This is a genomic window from Actinotignum inguinis (assembly GCF_051265835.1).
GTDB lineage: Bacteria > Actinomycetota > Actinomycetes > Actinomycetales > Actinomycetaceae > Actinotignum > Actinotignum timonense.
The window spans coordinates 100,721-117,968 of the sequence record NZ_JBOZDP010000004.1; the positions used below are offsets into that span (position 1 = coordinate 100,721).

Here is a 17,248-nt window from a genome sequence, read left to right on the forward strand (position 1 = left end):
CTCCGGTTCACGCCGCCCGCCACGATGAGAACTCATACGGGCAGCTTCCAGACTTACCTTACGGCAAAAGTCCCAACTTTCACACCCTTAACTCCGTTTTACTTTAACCTCATAAAAATACATCGGTGTTATTCGATTGAGGTCTCGGAGTGAGGGGTGGAGCCGCCTCGCGGATACTCGCAGCTCCACGTTGATTTTAATACGTTTTAGTTAGTGGGAACGACGACGCGCCGCGCGCGCCGCCCGCACGTGCAGCTGCGCCCGCAGCGCGAGCCCGCCCCGGATCGCCCAGCGCAAGGGCGCCTGCCAGGGGCGCGCGTAAACGCTATCTATATAGTGCGCCGCGCTGCGGTGGTGTTCGCGCAGCATGGCGGCCGGTTGGTCTTTCCAGGAAGCACCCTGGGAGTGAACCACTTCCGCTTCGGGGAGGAAAACCGAGTGCCAGCCCGCCCGGGCCAGGGCCTCCCCCAGGGCCACATCCTCGAAGAACATGAAATAGGAATCATCGAAACCGCCCACGGCTTCGAAAGCTTCCCGGCGAAGCAGCAGGCAGGCCCCGGAGAGCCAGTCCACCGGGTGGGCGCGGGTAACATCCGCATTGGAGCGGTAGGAGCGGGAGAAAGGATTATTCGGCCAGATATTCCCGAGCAGAGCGTGCCCCACCCCGGAAACGATGCGCGGGAATTGGCGGGCCGATGGGTAAATCTCCCCTTCCGGAGTGCGAATGAGCGGGCCGAGCGCGCCGGCCCGCGGGAAGCGTTCCGCCCCGCGCACCAGGGCATCGAGGGAGCCGGGGGTGAACACCACATCGGGATTGGCCACCACCAGCCATTCGCCGGTAAAGCCCTGGGCTCCGCGGTTGGCGGCCCGCCCGTAACCGATATTTTCGCCGGTGCGCACCACCTGCGCCCCGTGGGCGCGGGCTACCCGATCCACTTCGGCGTGCTCGGAACCGTTATCCACAATGATGCATTCGTGGGCTTCCTGCAGGGCTTCCGGGAGGGAGGCGAGAAAAGCTTCCAGTTCCGGCCCGGGATTGAAAGCCACGGTGATGACACGAATGCGCATGGTCCTAGCCTAGCCGAGCGCGCCGCTGCCCGCCGCCGCACTCGCGCCGAGGCCGTGCGCAGTGGCGCTCCCGCACGCCGCCGCGCACCCGCTAGCGTTCGCTCGCCCTTGCCCGCGCCACCGTGCTTAACACCGCAGTGCGGCGCTTCTTCCAGCGGGCGACGCGCCCGAACCCCTATGATGAGGTGGTGGCAAAAAACTCACGCGCCGCAGCGCATCTGATCGGTGGACGCCGCACCTCTTCATGGTGGCGGGTCGTGGTGCTGGTGCTGCTTGCACTTCTGCTCACCTTCGGCACGGCCCTGTGGTCCGCGTGGGCGCGCTACCAGGGGAATATCACCCGGGCGGATATTGATGATCTGGTTCCTTCCGCCGCCGCGGCGGAGCCGGTGGATCCTTCCGCGGGCCGCCCGCTCAATATCCTTGTTCTCGGTTCGGATGTGCGCAGCGGGGCTTCCGATATTGATAACGCTGGGGAATCCGGTGAAGTCGGGGGGATGCGCGCGGATACCACCATGATCATGCATATCAGCGCTGATCGTAGCCGCGTGGATATTGTGTCCGTGCCCCGCGATACCCTCGTGGATATTCCTTCCTGCACGATTCGTACGTCTTCCGGGGGTTCGGAAACGGTCACAACCCGCCCCGCCCCCGAAACCATGTTCAATTCCGCCTTCGCTATTGGCGGCCAGTACGGCGATGTTGCCAGCGCGGCCGCCTGCACCATGACCACGCTCCACCAGATGACCGGCATTACCTTCAACGGTTATATCGTGGTGGATTTTGCGTCCTTTATTTCCACCGTGGATGCCCTGGGCGGGGTTCCCATGTACTTCGCGGATGATCTGTACGACGAGCGCGCCGGCCTCGATATCGCTTCCGGTTGCCGCCTCCTCAACGGCACCCAGGCCCTGGCCCTGGCCCGGGCCCGCTACAGCGTGGGGGACGGCTCGGATATTTCCCGTATTGGCCGCCAGCACGAATTGGTGAGCGCGGTGGCCGCCGAGGCCCTCCGCTCCAATCTCCTCACCGATTTCGGCCGCCTCATGCGCCTGCTCGACGCCGCCACCCAATCCCTGCAAACCTCCCAGGAGATCGGTTCCATCAGCAATATTGTGGGCCTGGCAAATTCGCTGCGTTCCATTGACCCGGCCAATATCCGCTTCTGGACCATGCCTTTCGCGTGGGCCGGCAACCGCGTGGTCGCCACCGATAGCGCCGACTACGTGTGGGAGGCGCTCCGCCGCGACGTTCCGGTGCGTGCGGAAAAGAATGCCGACGGCGTTTTCGTTGGCCTTCCCCCGGAAGGCAGCCCCGATGCTCTTCCCAGTACCGCCGCGGATGCTACGCCAAGTACCGGCAGCGCCGCAGCGGGCAGCGAAGGAGCGTCCGGAGTGGCGGGTGGCGCCGATAGCGATACCGCCGCCACCGACGCGAATTCCAAGAACGCTTCCGCGCCGGCCTCCCCCAGCGCGGATGAGACCGCGTCCGCCACTTCTCCCACCACCGCCCAGAGCACCGAGTCCGCGCCCGTGTGCACCCGAGAGAATGCGATTCCCTGAGCATGAACCGTTTCCATGGGGCTACCCCACCACCGTCCTTCCCGCCTAAGCGCCGGCTTCCGCGGCCTTCCGCGCAGGGCGCGCAGCCGGTCGGCCGCGGCAGCGCGGTGCCGCCCCAGGCACGCGAACACCACCCTGATGTTTCCGGGGATCCCCGCGCGGCCGGGATTGCCCCCGCCGCCGGTGCTATCGCCGCTGCCGGAGCCACCCGCAATGCCGGGGCGCCGCGCCGGCCCGCTCCCGTGCAGCCCCCGAGTTTCGCGCCGCAGCGCCAGGTAGCGCCCGCTCGCCCGGCTGAATCTTTCGAACAGGCCCCCTCCTACCCGCCGGCTGCTTCCCAGGCGCCGGCTCGTGCCTACGCTCCCCACGCTCCCAACGGCGGCTTTGCGCAGCACAGCGGCTTTGCGCAGCCCGCCGATTTTGGGCAACCCGCACCGGAGATGCCCGGAATGGGTGCGCCTGCCCGGCGCGCGCGGCGCCGCCATCCGTGGCGCTGGGTCGCTGGCGTCGTCGTCGTTCTTCTTATTCTTGCGGTGACCTGGCCTACCTACCTGTTCTTCTACGGCAATTCCAAGCTCACCCGCACGGATGCGCTGAGCGGGGCCGCGGGAACGGCCGGGACCACGTACTTGATTGTGGGCTCGGATGTGCGCGAGGCGGACGGGATCGATGACCCGACCGAAGGCGAGCGCGCGGACACCATTATGCTGCTGCACGTGCCCGAATCCGGGGTGCCGGCGCTGGTCTCCCTCCCGCGTGATTCTTACGTGAACGTGCCCGGGGAAGGCGAGCAAAAGCTCAATTCTTCCTTCGCGCTGGGCGGGCCGCGGCTGCTGGTGGAAACGGTGGAGGAACTTTCCGGGATGACCGTGGACCACTACATCCAGATTTCCATGGCCGGGGTGCAACAGATTGTGGACGCCGCCGGTGGGGTGCGCCTGTGTTACGACGCCGACGTGGACGATGCGGACTCGGGCATGGTGTGGGAAGCTGGCTGCCACGATACCAACGGCGCCCAGGCCCTCGCTTTCGCGCGGATGCGTAAATCTGATCCGCTGGGTGACCTGGGGCGTACCAACCGCCAGCGCCAGGTGGTTTCCTCCCTGATTGGTAAGCTGAAGACCCCGGCAACGCTGGTGAATTTCCCGCTGCAGCGGCGCATGGTCGGCACCGCCGGCTCCATTCTCACCGTGGATGAAGGGACCTCGCTGTATAACGTGGGGCGGGCCGGTTTGGCGCTCGGGAGCGTGCTGGGCGAAGGCGGCCTGGCCGGAGTTCCCCCGATTGCCGATCTGGACTACCGGGCCAACGGGCAGTCCAATGTGCTCCTCGATCCGCAGCGCACCCCGGAATTCTTCCGCAAGATGCGCGAGGGGACCCTGACTCCCGCCGATATGCTTCCTAGTTTCTAAAGCGTGATAGTCTCAGCGCGATGACTAGCCCAGCACCAGAGCCAACACCAGAACCGCGTTCCTCCGCCCGCGCCCGGGTGGACAAGCTCGTGCGCCGTTTACTCAAGGGCCAGACCTTCCGGCAGTGGCTCGTGGAATTCATGCAATTCTGCACGGTGGGCTTGGGTGCCTATATCGTCAATGTGGGTATTTTTAATCTGCTGGCGCATACCGGCCTGGTGCGCCTGCCCGGCGATCAGTCCATGACCGCGAAAGTCATTTCCGTTACCCTTTCCGTGATTTTTTCTTGGGTGGCGAACCGCTTGTGGACCTTCCGTACCCAGCGTTCGGAGGAAAAAATGCGGGAATTCCTGCAATTCGTGGCGGTGAATCTGTGCGGAATGGCTATCGAGCTGGGTTGCTTGTGGTTCTCCCGCTACGTGCTGGATATGCGCTCCCAGCTGGCCGATAATATTTCTTCCAATGTGGTGGGGCTGATTCTAGGGACCGCCTGCCGCTACGTGCTCTACCGCTACGTGGTGTTCCGGGTGCGCGAGTAGCAGATTTTAGAAACGCCGCCGGCGTGCTCCCACCGAAATTTCCCCGCCTGCCGGGAAAACTTTCGCCGGGTCGAGGGCCGCCGGAAGCGCGGCGAGCACCACCGAAAAAATAGGGGGCTGGGCCTGGGATAATTCCAGGCGCCCGCCATTGCGTTCGGCCAGCTGGCGGGCCAGCGGCAGGCCGAATCCTGTGGAGCCCCCCAGGGAGAATCCCTGCGTGAAAATAGCTTCCACGAATTCGGGGGCTACCCCCTCCCCCTCGTCGCTAATATCGATAATGACGCCCCGGCCGGCTGGGCGCGAGGTGACCGTCGTCGTTCCCGCCCCGTATTTCAGCGAGTTTTCCACGCACGTGGCAATAATTTGGGAAAGCGCCCCGGGATCGGAGAGCACCGGGCCGTGCTCCCCCACCCTGAAAACCACCTTGCGGCCCGCGGCCGCGAAGGCACGCTCCCACTCCACGCCCTGCTGGGTGAAAATCGGTTGCAGCGCCACCGCTTCCGTGGCGCTTTCCTGGGCGCGCGAGGCGTGGAGCAGATCGGTGACCACCCCGGTGAGGCGTTCCACCTGTTCCAGGCAGCGGGTGGCTTCTTCTTTGACGTCCGGATCGTTGCTCAGGTACTGGATTTCTTCCAGGCGCATGGATAGCGAGGTGAGCGGGGTGCGCAGCTGGTGGGAGGCGTCAGCGGCGAATTGCCGTTCGGCGGAAAGCCGCCCGGCCATGCGATCCGCGGCCCGCGCGATCTCCTCAAAAACCAGGTCGATTTCTTCGATGCCGGAGGGCGCCATTTGCGGGCGGGTGGTTCCCGCGCCCAGCTGTTCCGCGGCGGCCGCCAGGTAGATAAGCGGCGCGGAGATACGGCGCGAGACCCGCATGGCGATCCCCACCGCCACCAAAATAGCCACGATAATCGCCAGGATTTCCGCACCCAGGAAAAGCAGCATATCGCGGCGGGCTCGGGCTTCATCGAGGGCATTGCGCGGGATCGTCACCCCGCCCATCACCAGCGCCGGAATCCCGACCAGCAAAATGGCGGCCAGCGCGGTGCGGATCGTCATCCGCAAAGAACGTGCGCGCATGGGTTCTTCTTAGCGTGTTTCGAAACGGAAGCCCAGTCCCCGCACCGTGGAGATATAGCGAGGGCTGTCAACGTCGTCGCCCAATTTACGGCGCAACCACGAAATATGCATATCGAGTTTCTTCGAGGCGGACGCCTTTTCATCCCCCCACACTTCACTGAAGAGCGCTTCGCGCGAAACCACATCCCCCGCGCGGCGAATGAGCGCGGTGAGCAATTCAAATTCTTTCGCGGTGAGCGCCAGTTCCACGCCCCCGCGCAGCGCCCGGCGCGCCCCGGTATCCACCGAGATATCTTGGGCGGTGAAATGATCGGTGCCCTGTTCGGTGCGCCGCAGCAGCGCCCGCACCCGGGCCAGCAGTTCCGCGAGCCGGAACGGCTTGGTGACGTAATCATCCGCCCCGCTATCCAGGCCCACCACCATATCGACTTCTTCGGCGCGTGCGGTGAGAATAAGGATGGGGAAGGTGTGGCCTCGCCCGCGGGCCTGCCGCGCCACGTCCAGGCCGTCCATATCCGGCAGCCCGAGGTCCAAAACCATAATATCTACTCCGTGAGCGAGCTGTTCCAGAGCATCCAGCCCGGTATCAACACACGTCACGGCATATCCTTCCCGCGTGAGCGCACGGGCCAGCGGTCCGGAAATAGCGGCGTCATCCTCAACAAGAAGCAAAGTAGTCACACTGAAAGTCTAAGCTATTTTCTTTTTTCACTCAGGGGCGTGGCCTGGGGGCGCGAAGCGGCGCCGAAACACCGTTTTTAATGCGCCCGGATGCGGCGCAGCTCCAGCACCTCGGTGGCACCCAGGCCCTGGAGGGTAGGAGTCCCCACCGAGATCGTGGTAAAGCGATTCTCCCCCACCGCTTTGAGCGCGGTAGCCACCGGCCGCGAGGTGAGGACCGTGCCCGGGGAGGCCACGTCCGCCAGCCGGGACGCCATATTCACCGAGGGCCCGAATACATCACCGAAACGCCCGAGCACCGGCCCCCAGGTGAGGGAGGCACGCACCGCCGGAATTTCCGGGGTATCGCGCAGAGCCTGGGTCACATCGCACACAATATCCGCCCCGGTGACGATATCGTCCGCGATAAAGAGGAAAGCATCGCCCATGGACTTCACCACGCGCCCGCCCCCGCCGGTAATCACGGCCCGGCAGGTGTAATCGAAACGTTCAATAAACTCCATGAACTGGCGCGATGTCATCCGTTCGGTCCGGTTCGTGAAGGACACAATATCGATAAAGCCGACGGCGCGCGGCAGCTGCGGGATCGCATCATCCTCATTAATATGCGCGATTTCCGCTTCGGTGTGGCGCAGCAGCGCAGCGGCCTGCCGCGACCAGGTGTAGGCCGCGGTGCGCCGCAAAAATTCTTCAATATCCGGGAAATGATCAAGCACCCAACGCCGTGCATCCACCGGCCCGAGCCCGCCGCTAGTTTCCGCCAGCTCCAGGAGCGTTTCCACATGCCATTGCAGCATGCGATCCACGTTGTGGGCACTGGCGCGCAGCAGCGAAGTGAGGGCCGATTCGGTGAGCGGAGATTCCCCGAGCGATTCCGCCATCGCCCGCATCGCCCGAATATCCCCGTCCGTGAAAACAAGTTCACTATCTTCATCCACGATGGAGGGGAAACCGAGGGCCAGCCAAAAACGCCGCACCCCTTCCGTATCCATATTGGTCAGCTCCGCCGCCTGACGCAGGGTGTAGCGCGGCAGCCCACCCTCGAGGTGTTCCATATAGGCGGAGAAAGCGGTGCCTTCCGTTTCCGCAGGCTGCGGCTCATTGCGCGGTTCTTTGTGTTGCGACGACGCCGGCGCAGCCGGCAGTGCGGACTGCGGAACGCGCGTGGCACCCCCGGGCCGGCTACCACTATCCGGGAGGGAGGTGCGCGAACGCTGCGGGGTGCGGGCGGCGGTTTCCCGGCTCGGCACAAAATTACGATCCACCGGGGCTTCCATACGGGCGGCATTCCCGGAGCGCGGCACCCCCGATTCGGGGCCAAGGGGCAGATCAGCTGCGGTATTGCGCCGCAACTGGGCCATATCATCCGCGCTCAGCTGCGCGCTAGCGGCCGGCTGGGCCCCGCCCCCGAGGAGGTAGGCGATGAGGTCCGGGCTCATGGCCGGGCCGATGCTGGAGTGCTCCCGCGCACTCCGGCCCGCCCCGGCGCCGGTTCCGCGTGATGTTTCGGATTGGGATGCGGGGCGCGGCGCGCTAGCGAATTGCTCAGCCACACTCGCCCCTTCCCTAGCTGCTTAGCACCGGCGCGGCGCCACCTCAGGTGAGGAGAACGGGGAGCGCCAACCGCCAGCTATAAATAAAGTGCCTTCCATCACAGTATACTAGTCGTCCTTGACACTAACGTCCATGTTTTCATCCGGGGATTTTGCTGGGAGTGGAGTGGCGGGTAGCCGCGGGCTATTCTGGAGCAGTGGAGAATAAACGAGAACACACAGAGATTGATGCCCTCGCGGACCGCTATTTCCAGCGCGTCCTCGATACCTCACCCGAAACGGTGACGTTCACCGGCCTGCCCGGTGCCCCTGAAACCAAGCTTGATGATTACTCCCCCGCCGGGATTGCCGCGCATATCGATAATGTGCGGGAGACCCTGGCGGCCCTCGATCACCTTGAAGAGCGCGATGCCACGGATCGGGTGACCGCCGCCGGCCTGCGCGATCGCCTCGGTCTGGAAATTGAACTGTATGAAGCCGGCGAAGAAGTCGGCAAGCTCAATGTTATTGAATCCCCGCTCCAGGGGATTCGCGATGTTTTTGATGTGATGCCCCAGGAAAATGCTTCCGATTGGGAAACCATCGCGGCGCGCCTGAGTGATGTGCCGCGGGCCCTGGCCGGCTACCGGGAATCCCTGGCCCAGCGGGCCGCGTCCGGTCCTGTTTTCGCGGCTCGGCAGGTGGAGCGCTGCTTGGAGCAGGCCCTCGCTGCCGCCTCCGATTCGGGTAGTTTCGCCGGGCTGGCCCAGCGCGGTGCGGCCACCGCCCCGGAACTTACTGAGGCTTTGGAGCAGGGCGCAGCTCAGGCCCGCGCCGCTTACGGGGAACTGGCGGAAACCCTGCGGGGTCTGCTCCCGGGGGCCACCGAAAATGATGCGGTGGGCCGGGATCGTTACGCGCTGCATTCGCGCGAATTCCTGGGCGCCGTCGTCGATCTGGATGAAACATACGAGTGGGGTATCCACGAACTGGAGCGTATCGACGCGGAACAGCAGGCCATCGCGCGCGAGCTGTACGGGGAGGGCGTGAGCGTGAACGAGGCCCTCACCCGCCTCGATCAGGAGGAACGCTACACCCTGCACGGCGTGGAGGAATTGCGTTCGTGGATGCAGCAGACCGCCGATGGTGCCATGGCCGCTGCCACGCAGTACTTCGATATTCCCGAGGCGATGCGCACCATCGAATGCATGATCGCGCCTTCGAATTCGGGCGGTATTTACTACACGGGTCCCTCCGATGATTTTTCGCGGCCGGGGCGTATGTGGTGGTCGGTGCCGGAAGGCGTGACCGAATTCCACACCTGGCAGGAAAAGACCACCGTCTACCACGAAGGGGTGCCGGGTCATCATCTCCAGCTGGGTCTGGCCGTCTACCTCAAGGATCAGCTCAATGCGTGGCGCCGCCAGGCCTATTGGGTTTCCGGGCACGGGGAAGGCTGGGCGCTGTACGCCGAAGCCCTCATGGCCGAGCTCGGCTTCCACGAGGATCCGGGTGACCGCATGGGCGTGCTCGATTCCGAGCGGCTGCGCGCGGCCCGCATCGTGGTGGATATGGGCGTGCACCTGGGTAAGGATGCCGGGAAGGTGGCCGGCGGGCAATTCGGCACCGGCGCTTGGGATCACGACGCCGCCTGGCGTTTCCTGCGCGCGAATGTGGCTATGGAACAGTCCTTCCTCTCCTATGAGCTGGATCGCTACCTCGGCTGGCCGGGGCAGGCCAGCGCCTACAAGGTGGGCGCGCGGATCTGGAAGGAGCTGCGTGAGGAAGCCCGGGCCCGCGCGGGTGCCGGTTTCGACCTCAAGGCGTGGCATATGAAGGCCCTGCGCCTGGGCGGGGTGGGCCTGGACGTGCTGCGCAGCGAGCTCTCGCGCTAGGCCGGTCTTTCCTATGCCGATGACTCATGACGGGGGCGGCGCGGCGCATACGCCCGCGCTGCCCTCCCTTACCTTGGCGCTGGCCAGCCAATCCCCCGCGCGCCTCGCCACCTTGCGGGCCGCGGGCGTGGAGCCGCTGGTGCAGGTTTCGCACGTGGATGAAGATGCACTGCTCGCGCGAGTGCACGGGGGTCCTTCCCAAGGGGTGCTGGCGCTGGCCGCGGCCAAAGCCCGCGATGTGGCCGCCACTCCCGGGCCAGCCCAGGGCGCCGATTTTGTGGTGGGCTGCGATTCCATGTTCGAATTCGAGGGCGAAGTTTACGGGAAACCGCATTCCCCGGAGGTGGCCCGCGAGCGCCTGGCCCGCATGTCCGGCAATTCCGGGATTCTCCACACCGGGCACTGCCTGGTTCACGTTCCTTCCGGGCGTTCCCTGGCCGGGATTTCCCGCGCGAAAGTGACCTTCGCGCACCTGAGCGAAGCGGAGATTGAGGCGTATATCGCCACCGGGGAACCCCTGGAAGTGGCCGGTTCCTTTACCGCGGACGGCTTGGGAGGCCCCTTTATTGACCGCCTTGAAGGTGATTACCACGGGGTGGTGGGGATTTCCCTACCGCTGCTGCGTTCCCTGGTGGAGCACCTGGGCCTGTCCTTCACCCAATTCTGGGCGAAGCCGGCCCGCCCGGCCCTCGGGGTGCTCCCGGAGGCCGCGCAGCGTTTCTTAGCCGATAGCCACCACGGCACGGTTCATCACGGCGCGGACGGTTTCCTGCTGTGCGGTTGCGGGAAACGCCATTGGGGGATGAACGGGGCGGCCGGAATCGCGGCTTTCCGGCGCCACGCCGGGCATATCCAGATCCTGCTTCAACACCGCTCCCCCTGGAGTCACGGCGGTGCCACCTGGGCTTTCCCGGGTGGAGCACGCGAATGGGACGAGGAGCCCTGGGAGGGTGCCCTGCGCGAATTCACCGAGGAGACCGCACTGGCTCCCACGGATCTGCGCCGCGGCGGGGAGCTCACCACCGCGCATGTGGATTGGTCCTATACCAGTTTTGTGGCGCGCTGCCGCGATGGGCTGGAGGCGGTGGCCGACGGGGAATCCATGGAGTTGCGCTGGGTGAACGTGGAGGATGTTGCCTCCTACCCGCTGCTTCCTTCCTTCGCGGCCACCTGGCCGCAGGTGCGCGAGCTGGCCCGCACCACCCTCGATTGGAACGACGGCGCGCGCGGCTAGCGCCGCGCGATCGCTCTCCCGCGCGTAATTAGCGCGGCATGGAAGCCGTGGTCGAGCAGGTCTCCGGCTCAGGAATCCTCGTTGACGTTCGCCGGCAGGCCGGCCACATAGGGGTGGTCGGTGCCGGTGGGCCCGAGGCTTTGCGCCCCGCCCGGGGAGCCCAATTCGGAGAAGAATTCCGCATTGACTGCGGTGAATACTGACCATTCTTCGGGAACATCATCTTCGTAATAGATGGCTTCCACCGGGCAGGCCGGTTCGCAAGCCCCGCAATCCACACATTCGTCCGGATTAATGTAGAGGGTACGGTCCCCTTCGTAAATGCAATCCACCGGGCATTCGTCCACGCACGCCCGATCTTTGGTATCGACGCACGGCAAGGTAATGACATAAGCCACCGGTGTCACCTCCTCCTCTACCGTAATCCGAGCTCACGCCCAGCACCAAATCTAGTGACCGGGCGCGGGGGCTGGAGCTGGTGCGGGAGCGCCTTCGGCTTGCGGAGCGGGGGCGGGCGGAGCGGCCGGCTCCGGCTTCGGGCAGGTGCGGCCGTGATCGGGCTGGTAGGTCCAGTCATAGGACGAATCCTCAACGACCTTATCCCCCAATTTCACGGTGCGAGACACGGTCACGGTAAATCCGGGATCGCCCAAGCCTTGGGGCTCGCAATCCGGCCCCTTACCTTCCGTCATAACCGGCTGGCGGTAATTGCGCGGTTCCGAGGTCCAGGTTTCGACGTCGTAATACTTCGTCGACCACAGCTTCGTGACCACGTACCCGCCCTCGAGATAGGTGTCGATCACCGCGCCGTACGGGGTGGTGTTCTTCCATTTCACGTCTATGGAACCGGACCACAGCGTTGATTCGCGGCCCATGGGGTAACGGGAAAAATGCTTGGTGTGGGGGCGGTGCTCCACATCCTCGTAACCGGCCAGGTAACCAATATTGAACACATTTGTGGCCAGCTGGGAAAGCCCGCCGCCCAGGGCCTCGTTATTGAAGCCGTTCATAACCACCCCGGAGGACACGAAGCCTTCTGAGTATTCGATGGGGCCGAGCGCTGCTTCCAGGGAGAACGTCTCATCGGGTTTGACCAGGGTATCGGTGATTTTCCGGGTACCCACCCGCAGGTTGGTGGTACGCACCGAATCGCTGGTGAGCGGGGTGGAAATCTCCGAGACCACTTCCTTGACCCCGAGCTTTTCCGCATCCGCGGTGCTGAAGGCCGCCGGAATCGGAGCGGGGCTCAGTTCCACGAGGCGCTCGGCGGCAGCGGTGCGCAGCGCGGCCACCTGGGCGCCGGAAGCGAGGGCGGCGTCGTCAATACCCACGCCGTCCTGGGAGGGAATAATCGTGGGCGTGGTGTGGTCCACGATCTCAATGCGGGCATCCACACCCGGTTTGAGCAGGTCCGGGGCGGCGGCCCGTACCGCATCGCCCAGAACCTTGCCGTCCAGCTTGAGCTGAAGCGCCGCGCCTTCCGGCACGAAAGAGGCCGCCTGCGCCAGAGTTTCCGGGCTAAGGTTCACGGCCCGGTCCCCCACCTTCGCGGTGAGATCGCCGGATACCAGCGGCCCAGCCAGCTCCGCGCGCGCCTTTTCGGCAGCTTCGGTGCTAATGGCAGGCTCGGCGGGCACCGCTTCCAGTTCAATACGTTCTTGGCCGCGCAACGGTTGCTCAATCAGAGCGGTGCGGGTAGCCTCCGGGTCGACGGCGCGCCCGGCTTGCGCCGGGCTGAGCTGCGCCGTCGTACCTTCCATCATGAGGGTGGCATTACGCGCTTCCACCCCGGTGCTGTTACGAATGGTATCTACCTGGGCGGATAATGCGGCGTCGTCCACGGTGACCTTCGGGGCGACCTCGCCCTTGCCCGTGAGTTGGTGGAAAATCTCCACGGGGTTGAGGGTGAAACCGGTCAGGCTCTCCACCGTGGCCGCCGCGTCCACGCTCAGGGAGTAATCGCCCGGGTTCACGCTCACGCTGGTGCCCTCCACAACTACCTCAACCGGGCGGGCCACCCGCGCGGCGACCTCACCACTGAGATGTTCGGTGGCGGTGGCGGTATTCATCCCGCCGATCTCAATGCCGGCCACCGTGGTACCCCGCGCGACGCGGTCGGCGCTGTACCAGGCATAACCCACGTAGGCGAGCAGCAAAATCGCAATAACCGCGGAAACAATCCAGGGCCAGCGCAGCTTGCGGGTAGCTTCCACCTGCCGGAATTCCCCGGTGTCGAAAGGCGTGTCAGAACCCGCGGGGCGCACCGCGGTATCTTCGAGACCTACACTTTGCGGCGTGTGCTCAGGTCGCATGCGTCCTCCTGTGGTTGATCCTGGTTGGCCTGCGGGTGTGGGCCCGGAGGCGTGGAATGCCGGCGGCGCACCAGAGCGCCGATCAGCGGGAATGCCCCGGCGAGCGGAGCCAGAACAAGCCAGAGATTCGCGGCCACCCCGTGGAAGACCACGATGTCACCGTAGCCGGGGGCGGCAAAAGCCCAGAAGGTGAGGGCCACTTCACCCAGCCAGAATCCAGCCCAGCACCATGATCCTAGCCAATCGCGGGCGAAAGATGCGCCACTGGCAATGAGCAGCGTGGCGAGGAGCGGGCCGACCCACACAATATCGGTGGCCAGGCCGGGAATTCCCGCCAGCCCCGCGTGAGTGACCGCGGCCAGCGCCCCGGCGAAGGCCCCGAGCAGCAGGCCGGTGGCGAGCTTCGCGCACGTCCGCAGCGCGGTTCCCAACGTATTCGGGCGCGCGGACCGGGCCGAAAGTGGCGCATGGGACGAGGCGTCCCCCGAGACGCGGGGTACGTTCGGGCGCGGGGTGCGGTTCCTCATCTCACTCCTTGTCTGGGCGGGCGCGCCGCTGGTAGGCCGGGCCGCAACCGCGGGCGGGTAGAACAGCCGCGCCGCGGGCGGGCGCTACTTCTTCGCGCGCTTCTTCCGCCCGGCGATTTTGCCGCGTTCCACCGCGCTGAGCACGACTTTGCGCACCCGCACCGATTCCGGGGTTACTTCCAGGCATTCGTCATCAGCAGCGAATTCCATAGCTTCTTCTAGGGTAAGCCGTCGGGGCGCTTGCAGGGTCTCAAACACGTCGGCGGTGGCCGAGCGCATATTTGTCATTTCCTTGGCGCGCACCACATTGACGTCCATATCCTCGTCGCGCGGGTTTTCGCCCACCACCTGGCCCTCGTACACTTCCTGGCCCGGGGTCACGAAGAACGTGCCGCGATCTTCCAGGCGCTGGAGAGCGTAGGCGGTGACCTGCCCAGCCCGGTCAGAGACCAGAGAGCCGGTGGCCCGCGAAGAAATTTCGCCCATCCAGGGGGCGTAGCCCTCCGAAATGGAGGCGGCAATGCCGGTGCCGCGGGTCTGGGTGAGGAACGCGGAACGGAAACCAATCATGCCGCGCGCCGGCACCACAAATTCCATGCGCACCCAGCCGGTACCGTGATTCGCCATCGTTTCCATGAGCCCCTTGCGGGCGGCCATGAGCTGGGTGACCGCGCCGAGGTATTCTTCCGGCACGTCAATAGTGGTGCGCTGCATCGGCTCGCATACGGTTCCGTCAATGGTGCGGGTGACGACCTGGGGCTTGCCCACCGTCAGCTCGAAGCCTTCGCGGCGCATCTGCTCTACCAGAATCGCCAGGGCCAATTCCCCGCGATCCTGCACTTCCCAAGCGTCAGGGCGGCCGGTGGGGAGCACCCGGATGGACACATTACCCACGAGTTCCTGATCGAGGCGATCCTTGACCTGCCGCGCGGTGAGCTTATGGCCTTTACCTTCGGTCCCGGCCAGCGGCGACGTATTAATCCCGATAGTCATAGAAATAGCCGGGTCATCCACGTGGATGGGCGGCAGCGGGCGCGGATCCTCCGGATCCACCAGGGAATCACCAATCGTAATATCCGGAATACCCGCGATCGCCACAATATCGCCGGCCCGGGCAGAGGTGGCCGGCTTACGTTCCAGGCCTTCGGTCAGGAGCAGTTCCGAGATATGGGCCGACGACGTCGTACCATCAGCGCGTACCCACGCAACTGTCGCGCCCTTCTTAATGGTGCCCGAATAAATACGCAGCAGGGCAATACGGCCAAGGAAAGGCGAAGCATCCAGATTGGTGACCTGGGCGGCCAGCGGGGCATCCGCCTCGAAATGCGGGGCGGGAATGTAGTTGACAATCGCCTCGAAAAGCGGCTCCAAATCGGCACTATCGGGCAGCTGGCCGTCCGCCGGGCGGGTCAGGCTCGCGCGCCCGGCCTTCGCGGAAGCGTAAATCACCGGGGTTTCCAGGAGCGAATCGAGCATATCCGGATCGGGATGATCCAGGTCGGAGGCGAGGGAAAGGAGGAGATCCTGGGTTTCGGATTCCACCTCGGCGATGCGCGCGTCCGGGCGATCCACCTTATTAATAACAATAATGACGGGCAGCGAGGCTTCCAGGGCCTTGCGCAGCACGAAACGAGTTTGCGGAAGCGGGCCCTCGGAGGCGTCCACGAGCAAAATAACGCCGTCCACCATGGACAGGCCGCGTTCGACTTCCCCGCCGAAATCGGCGTGGCCGGGGGTATCGATCACGTTAATGGTGATGCCCTCAGGTGCGCCGGCTGCGGCCGCGGCCGGCCCGCGGTAATGGATCGCGGTGTTCTTCGCGAGGATGGTGATGCCTTTTTCGCGTTCCAGTTCTCCGGAATCCATGACGCGCTCCCCGGTTTTCTCCACGGTGGCGCGCTCCCCGAAAGCCCCGGCCTGCCACATGAGCGCGTCCACGAGAGTGGTTTTCCCGTGATCAACATGCGCCACAATGGCAACGTTGCGAAGATCGTTGCGACTATCCATAACCTACTTCCCTGCCGGCCCGCGCCGGCGTTGTGACATACGGGCTGCGCGAGCGCAAACCCCTGGCAATGTTACTCGCCTGGCCCGCACTGTATATGCCACCATGTCAAGAATCACCACGACCGGCTGCGGGAATCGGCAATCGGGGCGCGAACGTGGGAAAATATGCTTATGTCTGCACGTTATCGTCTTCGCGGCGCCTCGGCCGCCCCCGCCGCCGGGCTGTGCGGCGCCATCGGAATCATCGCGCTGGTCATGCAGGTGTGGCAGGGCGGATGGGGTTATTTGCCGCCCGCGGCCGTGTTCGCCGCCGGCATGTGCCTGGCCGGGTACGCGCTCTTCTACTTGCCCAGCGTAGACGTAGACGGTTCCGGAGTGACGATACGCAATACCTTCCGCGACCTGCGGGTTCCGTTCCCGCGGCTGCGCGGGGTCGAATCCGGGTACGGTCTTGTTATCACGACGACGGACGGAGCGGCCATCCACGCCCGCGCCTTCGGCTCCGTCGGGCGCCCCACCCCGGATACCCGCCGCGCCGTCCCGGTCCACGATTCCGGGGATCATACGGTCACCACGGCAACGCTGCCGGTGCGGAAGTTCATTGAGTCGGTGGCCTCCCGTTATGTTCCCGCGGGGGCCCCGAGCGAGCATCCACGGGTGGAGCGGCACTGGGCCTGGGATCGGCTCGCTTTCGCGGTAGCTGGAGTGCTCGGGGTGCTCGGCGGTATTGCCTGGTCGGTGGCGCTATGAGTGCCCAACCCGGTGAGGTGACCCTGCGTTCGCGCGGCCAGATCGTTAAAGGCGGCCTCCTCAGTGCCCTTGGCATCGCGCCCCTGATTCTCATCGCGGCCGGGGTTCCCATGCCGCTCTCCGCTCTTGCTGCCGGCTTCCTGGGGGCCGGGGTGGCCGGGGCCGCCTATTCTTTTTTCTTCCTCCCCGAGTTGCGCTATAGCGCAGCGGGCCTGACCATTATTAACCCGTTGCGTACCATCTACCTGCCCTGGGGCGCGGTTGCGCGCTTCACAACCCGCTTCTATCTCACCACCCATGCTCGGGGCGGGCAGCAGTGGGATGCGGCGGCGTTCCCGGCCGGCGGTGCGTTGGCGGCCGGGCGCCGGCTTCTTCCCGCCCGGCATCCGGCTGCCGCTCGCCACGCTGATCTTCCCGCGCTGCCCGGGCGCGGCGCTACTACCCGCACCCGCTGGGTCACCCTCGCCCGGGCCGCGGAACAGCTGCGCGCCGCCCACTCCCGTGCCCTTGAGACTGCGGACCACCCGGATAGCACAAACCGCCCGGTACGATCCGTGGATCGTAACCGAGCGGTTCTGTGTGTGGCGTGGGTGGCTTGCCTAGCCGCGGCCTGCGGCCTGGCATTCACCTGAGCGCCAAAGTAACTCTC

Annotated in this window: 15 protein-coding genes; 7 read left to right on the forward strand and 8 right to left on the reverse strand. The window is 65.1% G+C overall.

What is annotated here, in order from left to right:
• Window positions 1-210: 210 nt before the first annotated feature.
• Complete coding sequence (locus ACRQFC_RS03935) at window positions 211-1,068, reverse strand: glycosyltransferase family 2 protein (protein WP_284896465.1); 858 nt, start codon at window positions 1,066-1,068, stop codon at window positions 211-213.
• Between the two features lie 188 nt (window positions 1,069-1,256).
• On the opposite strand from ACRQFC_RS03935, the gene ACRQFC_RS03940 reads away from it, so the two are divergent.
• From ACRQFC_RS03940 to ACRQFC_RS03950, 3 genes are read left to right on the forward strand one after another with little or no spacing between them, the layout of a single operon-like run.
• Window positions 1,257-2,630: an LCP family protein gene (locus tag ACRQFC_RS03940; RefSeq protein WP_284896468.1), complete on the forward strand. Its 1,374-nt coding sequence runs from the start codon at window positions 1,257-1,259 to the stop codon at window positions 2,628-2,630.
• Window positions 2,631-2,632: 2 nt separating this feature from the next.
• Window positions 2,633-4,042, forward strand: a complete 1,410-nt coding sequence (locus tag ACRQFC_RS03945) for an LCP family protein (RefSeq protein WP_284896471.1) — start codon at window positions 2,633-2,635, stop codon at window positions 4,040-4,042.
• A gap of 20 nt (window positions 4,043-4,062) precedes the next feature.
• Window positions 4,063-4,581, forward strand: coding sequence for a GtrA family protein (locus tag ACRQFC_RS03950; RefSeq protein WP_284896473.1), 519 nt, complete (start codon window positions 4,063-4,065; stop codon window positions 4,579-4,581).
• A gap of 6 nt (window positions 4,582-4,587) precedes the next feature.
• Here ACRQFC_RS03950 and ACRQFC_RS03955 read toward each other — a convergent pair whose 3' ends face one another.
• From ACRQFC_RS03955 to ACRQFC_RS03965, 3 genes are all read right to left on the reverse strand, one after another.
• Entirely contained in the window at window positions 4,588-5,661 is a 1,074-nt protein-coding gene (locus ACRQFC_RS03955; protein ID WP_284896476.1) for a sensor histidine kinase, read from the reverse strand.
• A 9-nt stretch (window positions 5,662-5,670) separates the two neighbouring features.
• A complete protein-coding gene (locus ACRQFC_RS03960) occupies window positions 5,671-6,342 on the reverse strand; it encodes a response regulator transcription factor (protein WP_284896479.1) in 672 nt (223 codons plus the stop codon).
• Window positions 6,343-6,419: 77 nt separating this feature from the next.
• Window positions 6,420-7,895: a hypothetical protein gene (locus ACRQFC_RS03965; protein ID WP_087070484.1), complete on the reverse strand. Its 1,476-nt coding sequence runs from the start codon at window positions 7,893-7,895 to the stop codon at window positions 6,420-6,422.
• A gap of 197 nt (window positions 7,896-8,092) precedes the next feature.
• On the opposite strand from ACRQFC_RS03965, the gene ACRQFC_RS03970 reads away from it, so the two are divergent.
• Together ACRQFC_RS03970 and ACRQFC_RS03975 are read left to right on the forward strand one after the other, a co-directional pair.
• Window positions 8,093-9,769 (forward strand): DUF885 domain-containing protein, encoded by a 1,677-nt coding sequence (locus ACRQFC_RS03970; RefSeq protein WP_234984472.1) that lies wholly within the window; start codon window positions 8,093-8,095, stop codon window positions 9,767-9,769.
• Between the two features lie 19 nt (window positions 9,770-9,788).
• Window positions 9,789-11,003: a Maf family nucleotide pyrophosphatase gene (locus ACRQFC_RS03975; protein WP_234984471.1), complete on the forward strand. Its 1,215-nt coding sequence runs from the start codon at window positions 9,789-9,791 to the stop codon at window positions 11,001-11,003.
• Between the two features lie 68 nt (window positions 11,004-11,071).
• Here the strand turns inward: ACRQFC_RS03975 and fdxA are convergent, their stop codons facing one another.
• The 4 genes from fdxA to typA form a co-directional block, all read right to left on the reverse strand.
• On the reverse strand, window positions 11,072-11,401 hold the full coding sequence (fdxA, locus tag ACRQFC_RS03980; RefSeq protein WP_026428348.1) for a ferredoxin: 330 nt from the start codon (window positions 11,399-11,401) through the stop codon (window positions 11,072-11,074).
• Between the two features lie 51 nt (window positions 11,402-11,452).
• Window positions 11,453-13,315, reverse strand: a complete 1,863-nt coding sequence (locus ACRQFC_RS03985) for a VanW family protein (RefSeq protein ID WP_234984470.1) — start codon at window positions 13,313-13,315, stop codon at window positions 11,453-11,455.
• Window positions 13,285-13,842 carry a hypothetical protein gene (locus tag ACRQFC_RS03990; RefSeq protein ID WP_087070480.1) on the reverse strand — a complete coding sequence of 186 codons (558 nt, stop codon included), beginning with the start codon at window positions 13,840-13,842 and terminating at the stop codon, window positions 13,285-13,287. Before ACRQFC_RS03990 ends, ACRQFC_RS03985 begins: the two co-directional genes overlap by 31 nt.
• An 84-nt stretch (window positions 13,843-13,926) precedes the next feature.
• Window positions 13,927-15,849, reverse strand: coding sequence for a translational GTPase TypA (gene typA / locus ACRQFC_RS03995; RefSeq protein WP_087070479.1), 1,923 nt, complete (start codon window positions 15,847-15,849; stop codon window positions 13,927-13,929).
• Between the two features lie 171 nt (window positions 15,850-16,020).
• Between typA and ACRQFC_RS04000 the strand changes: the two genes are divergently transcribed.
• Window positions 16,021-16,599 (forward strand): PH domain-containing protein, encoded by a 579-nt coding sequence (locus ACRQFC_RS04000; RefSeq protein WP_087070478.1) that lies wholly within the window; start codon window positions 16,021-16,023, stop codon window positions 16,597-16,599.
• On the forward strand, window positions 16,596-17,231 hold the full coding sequence (locus ACRQFC_RS04005) for a hypothetical protein (RefSeq protein ID WP_087070477.1): 636 nt from the start codon (window positions 16,596-16,598) through the stop codon (window positions 17,229-17,231). Before ACRQFC_RS04000 ends, ACRQFC_RS04005 begins: the two co-directional genes overlap by 4 nt.
• Window positions 17,232-17,248: the final 17 nt, after the last annotated feature.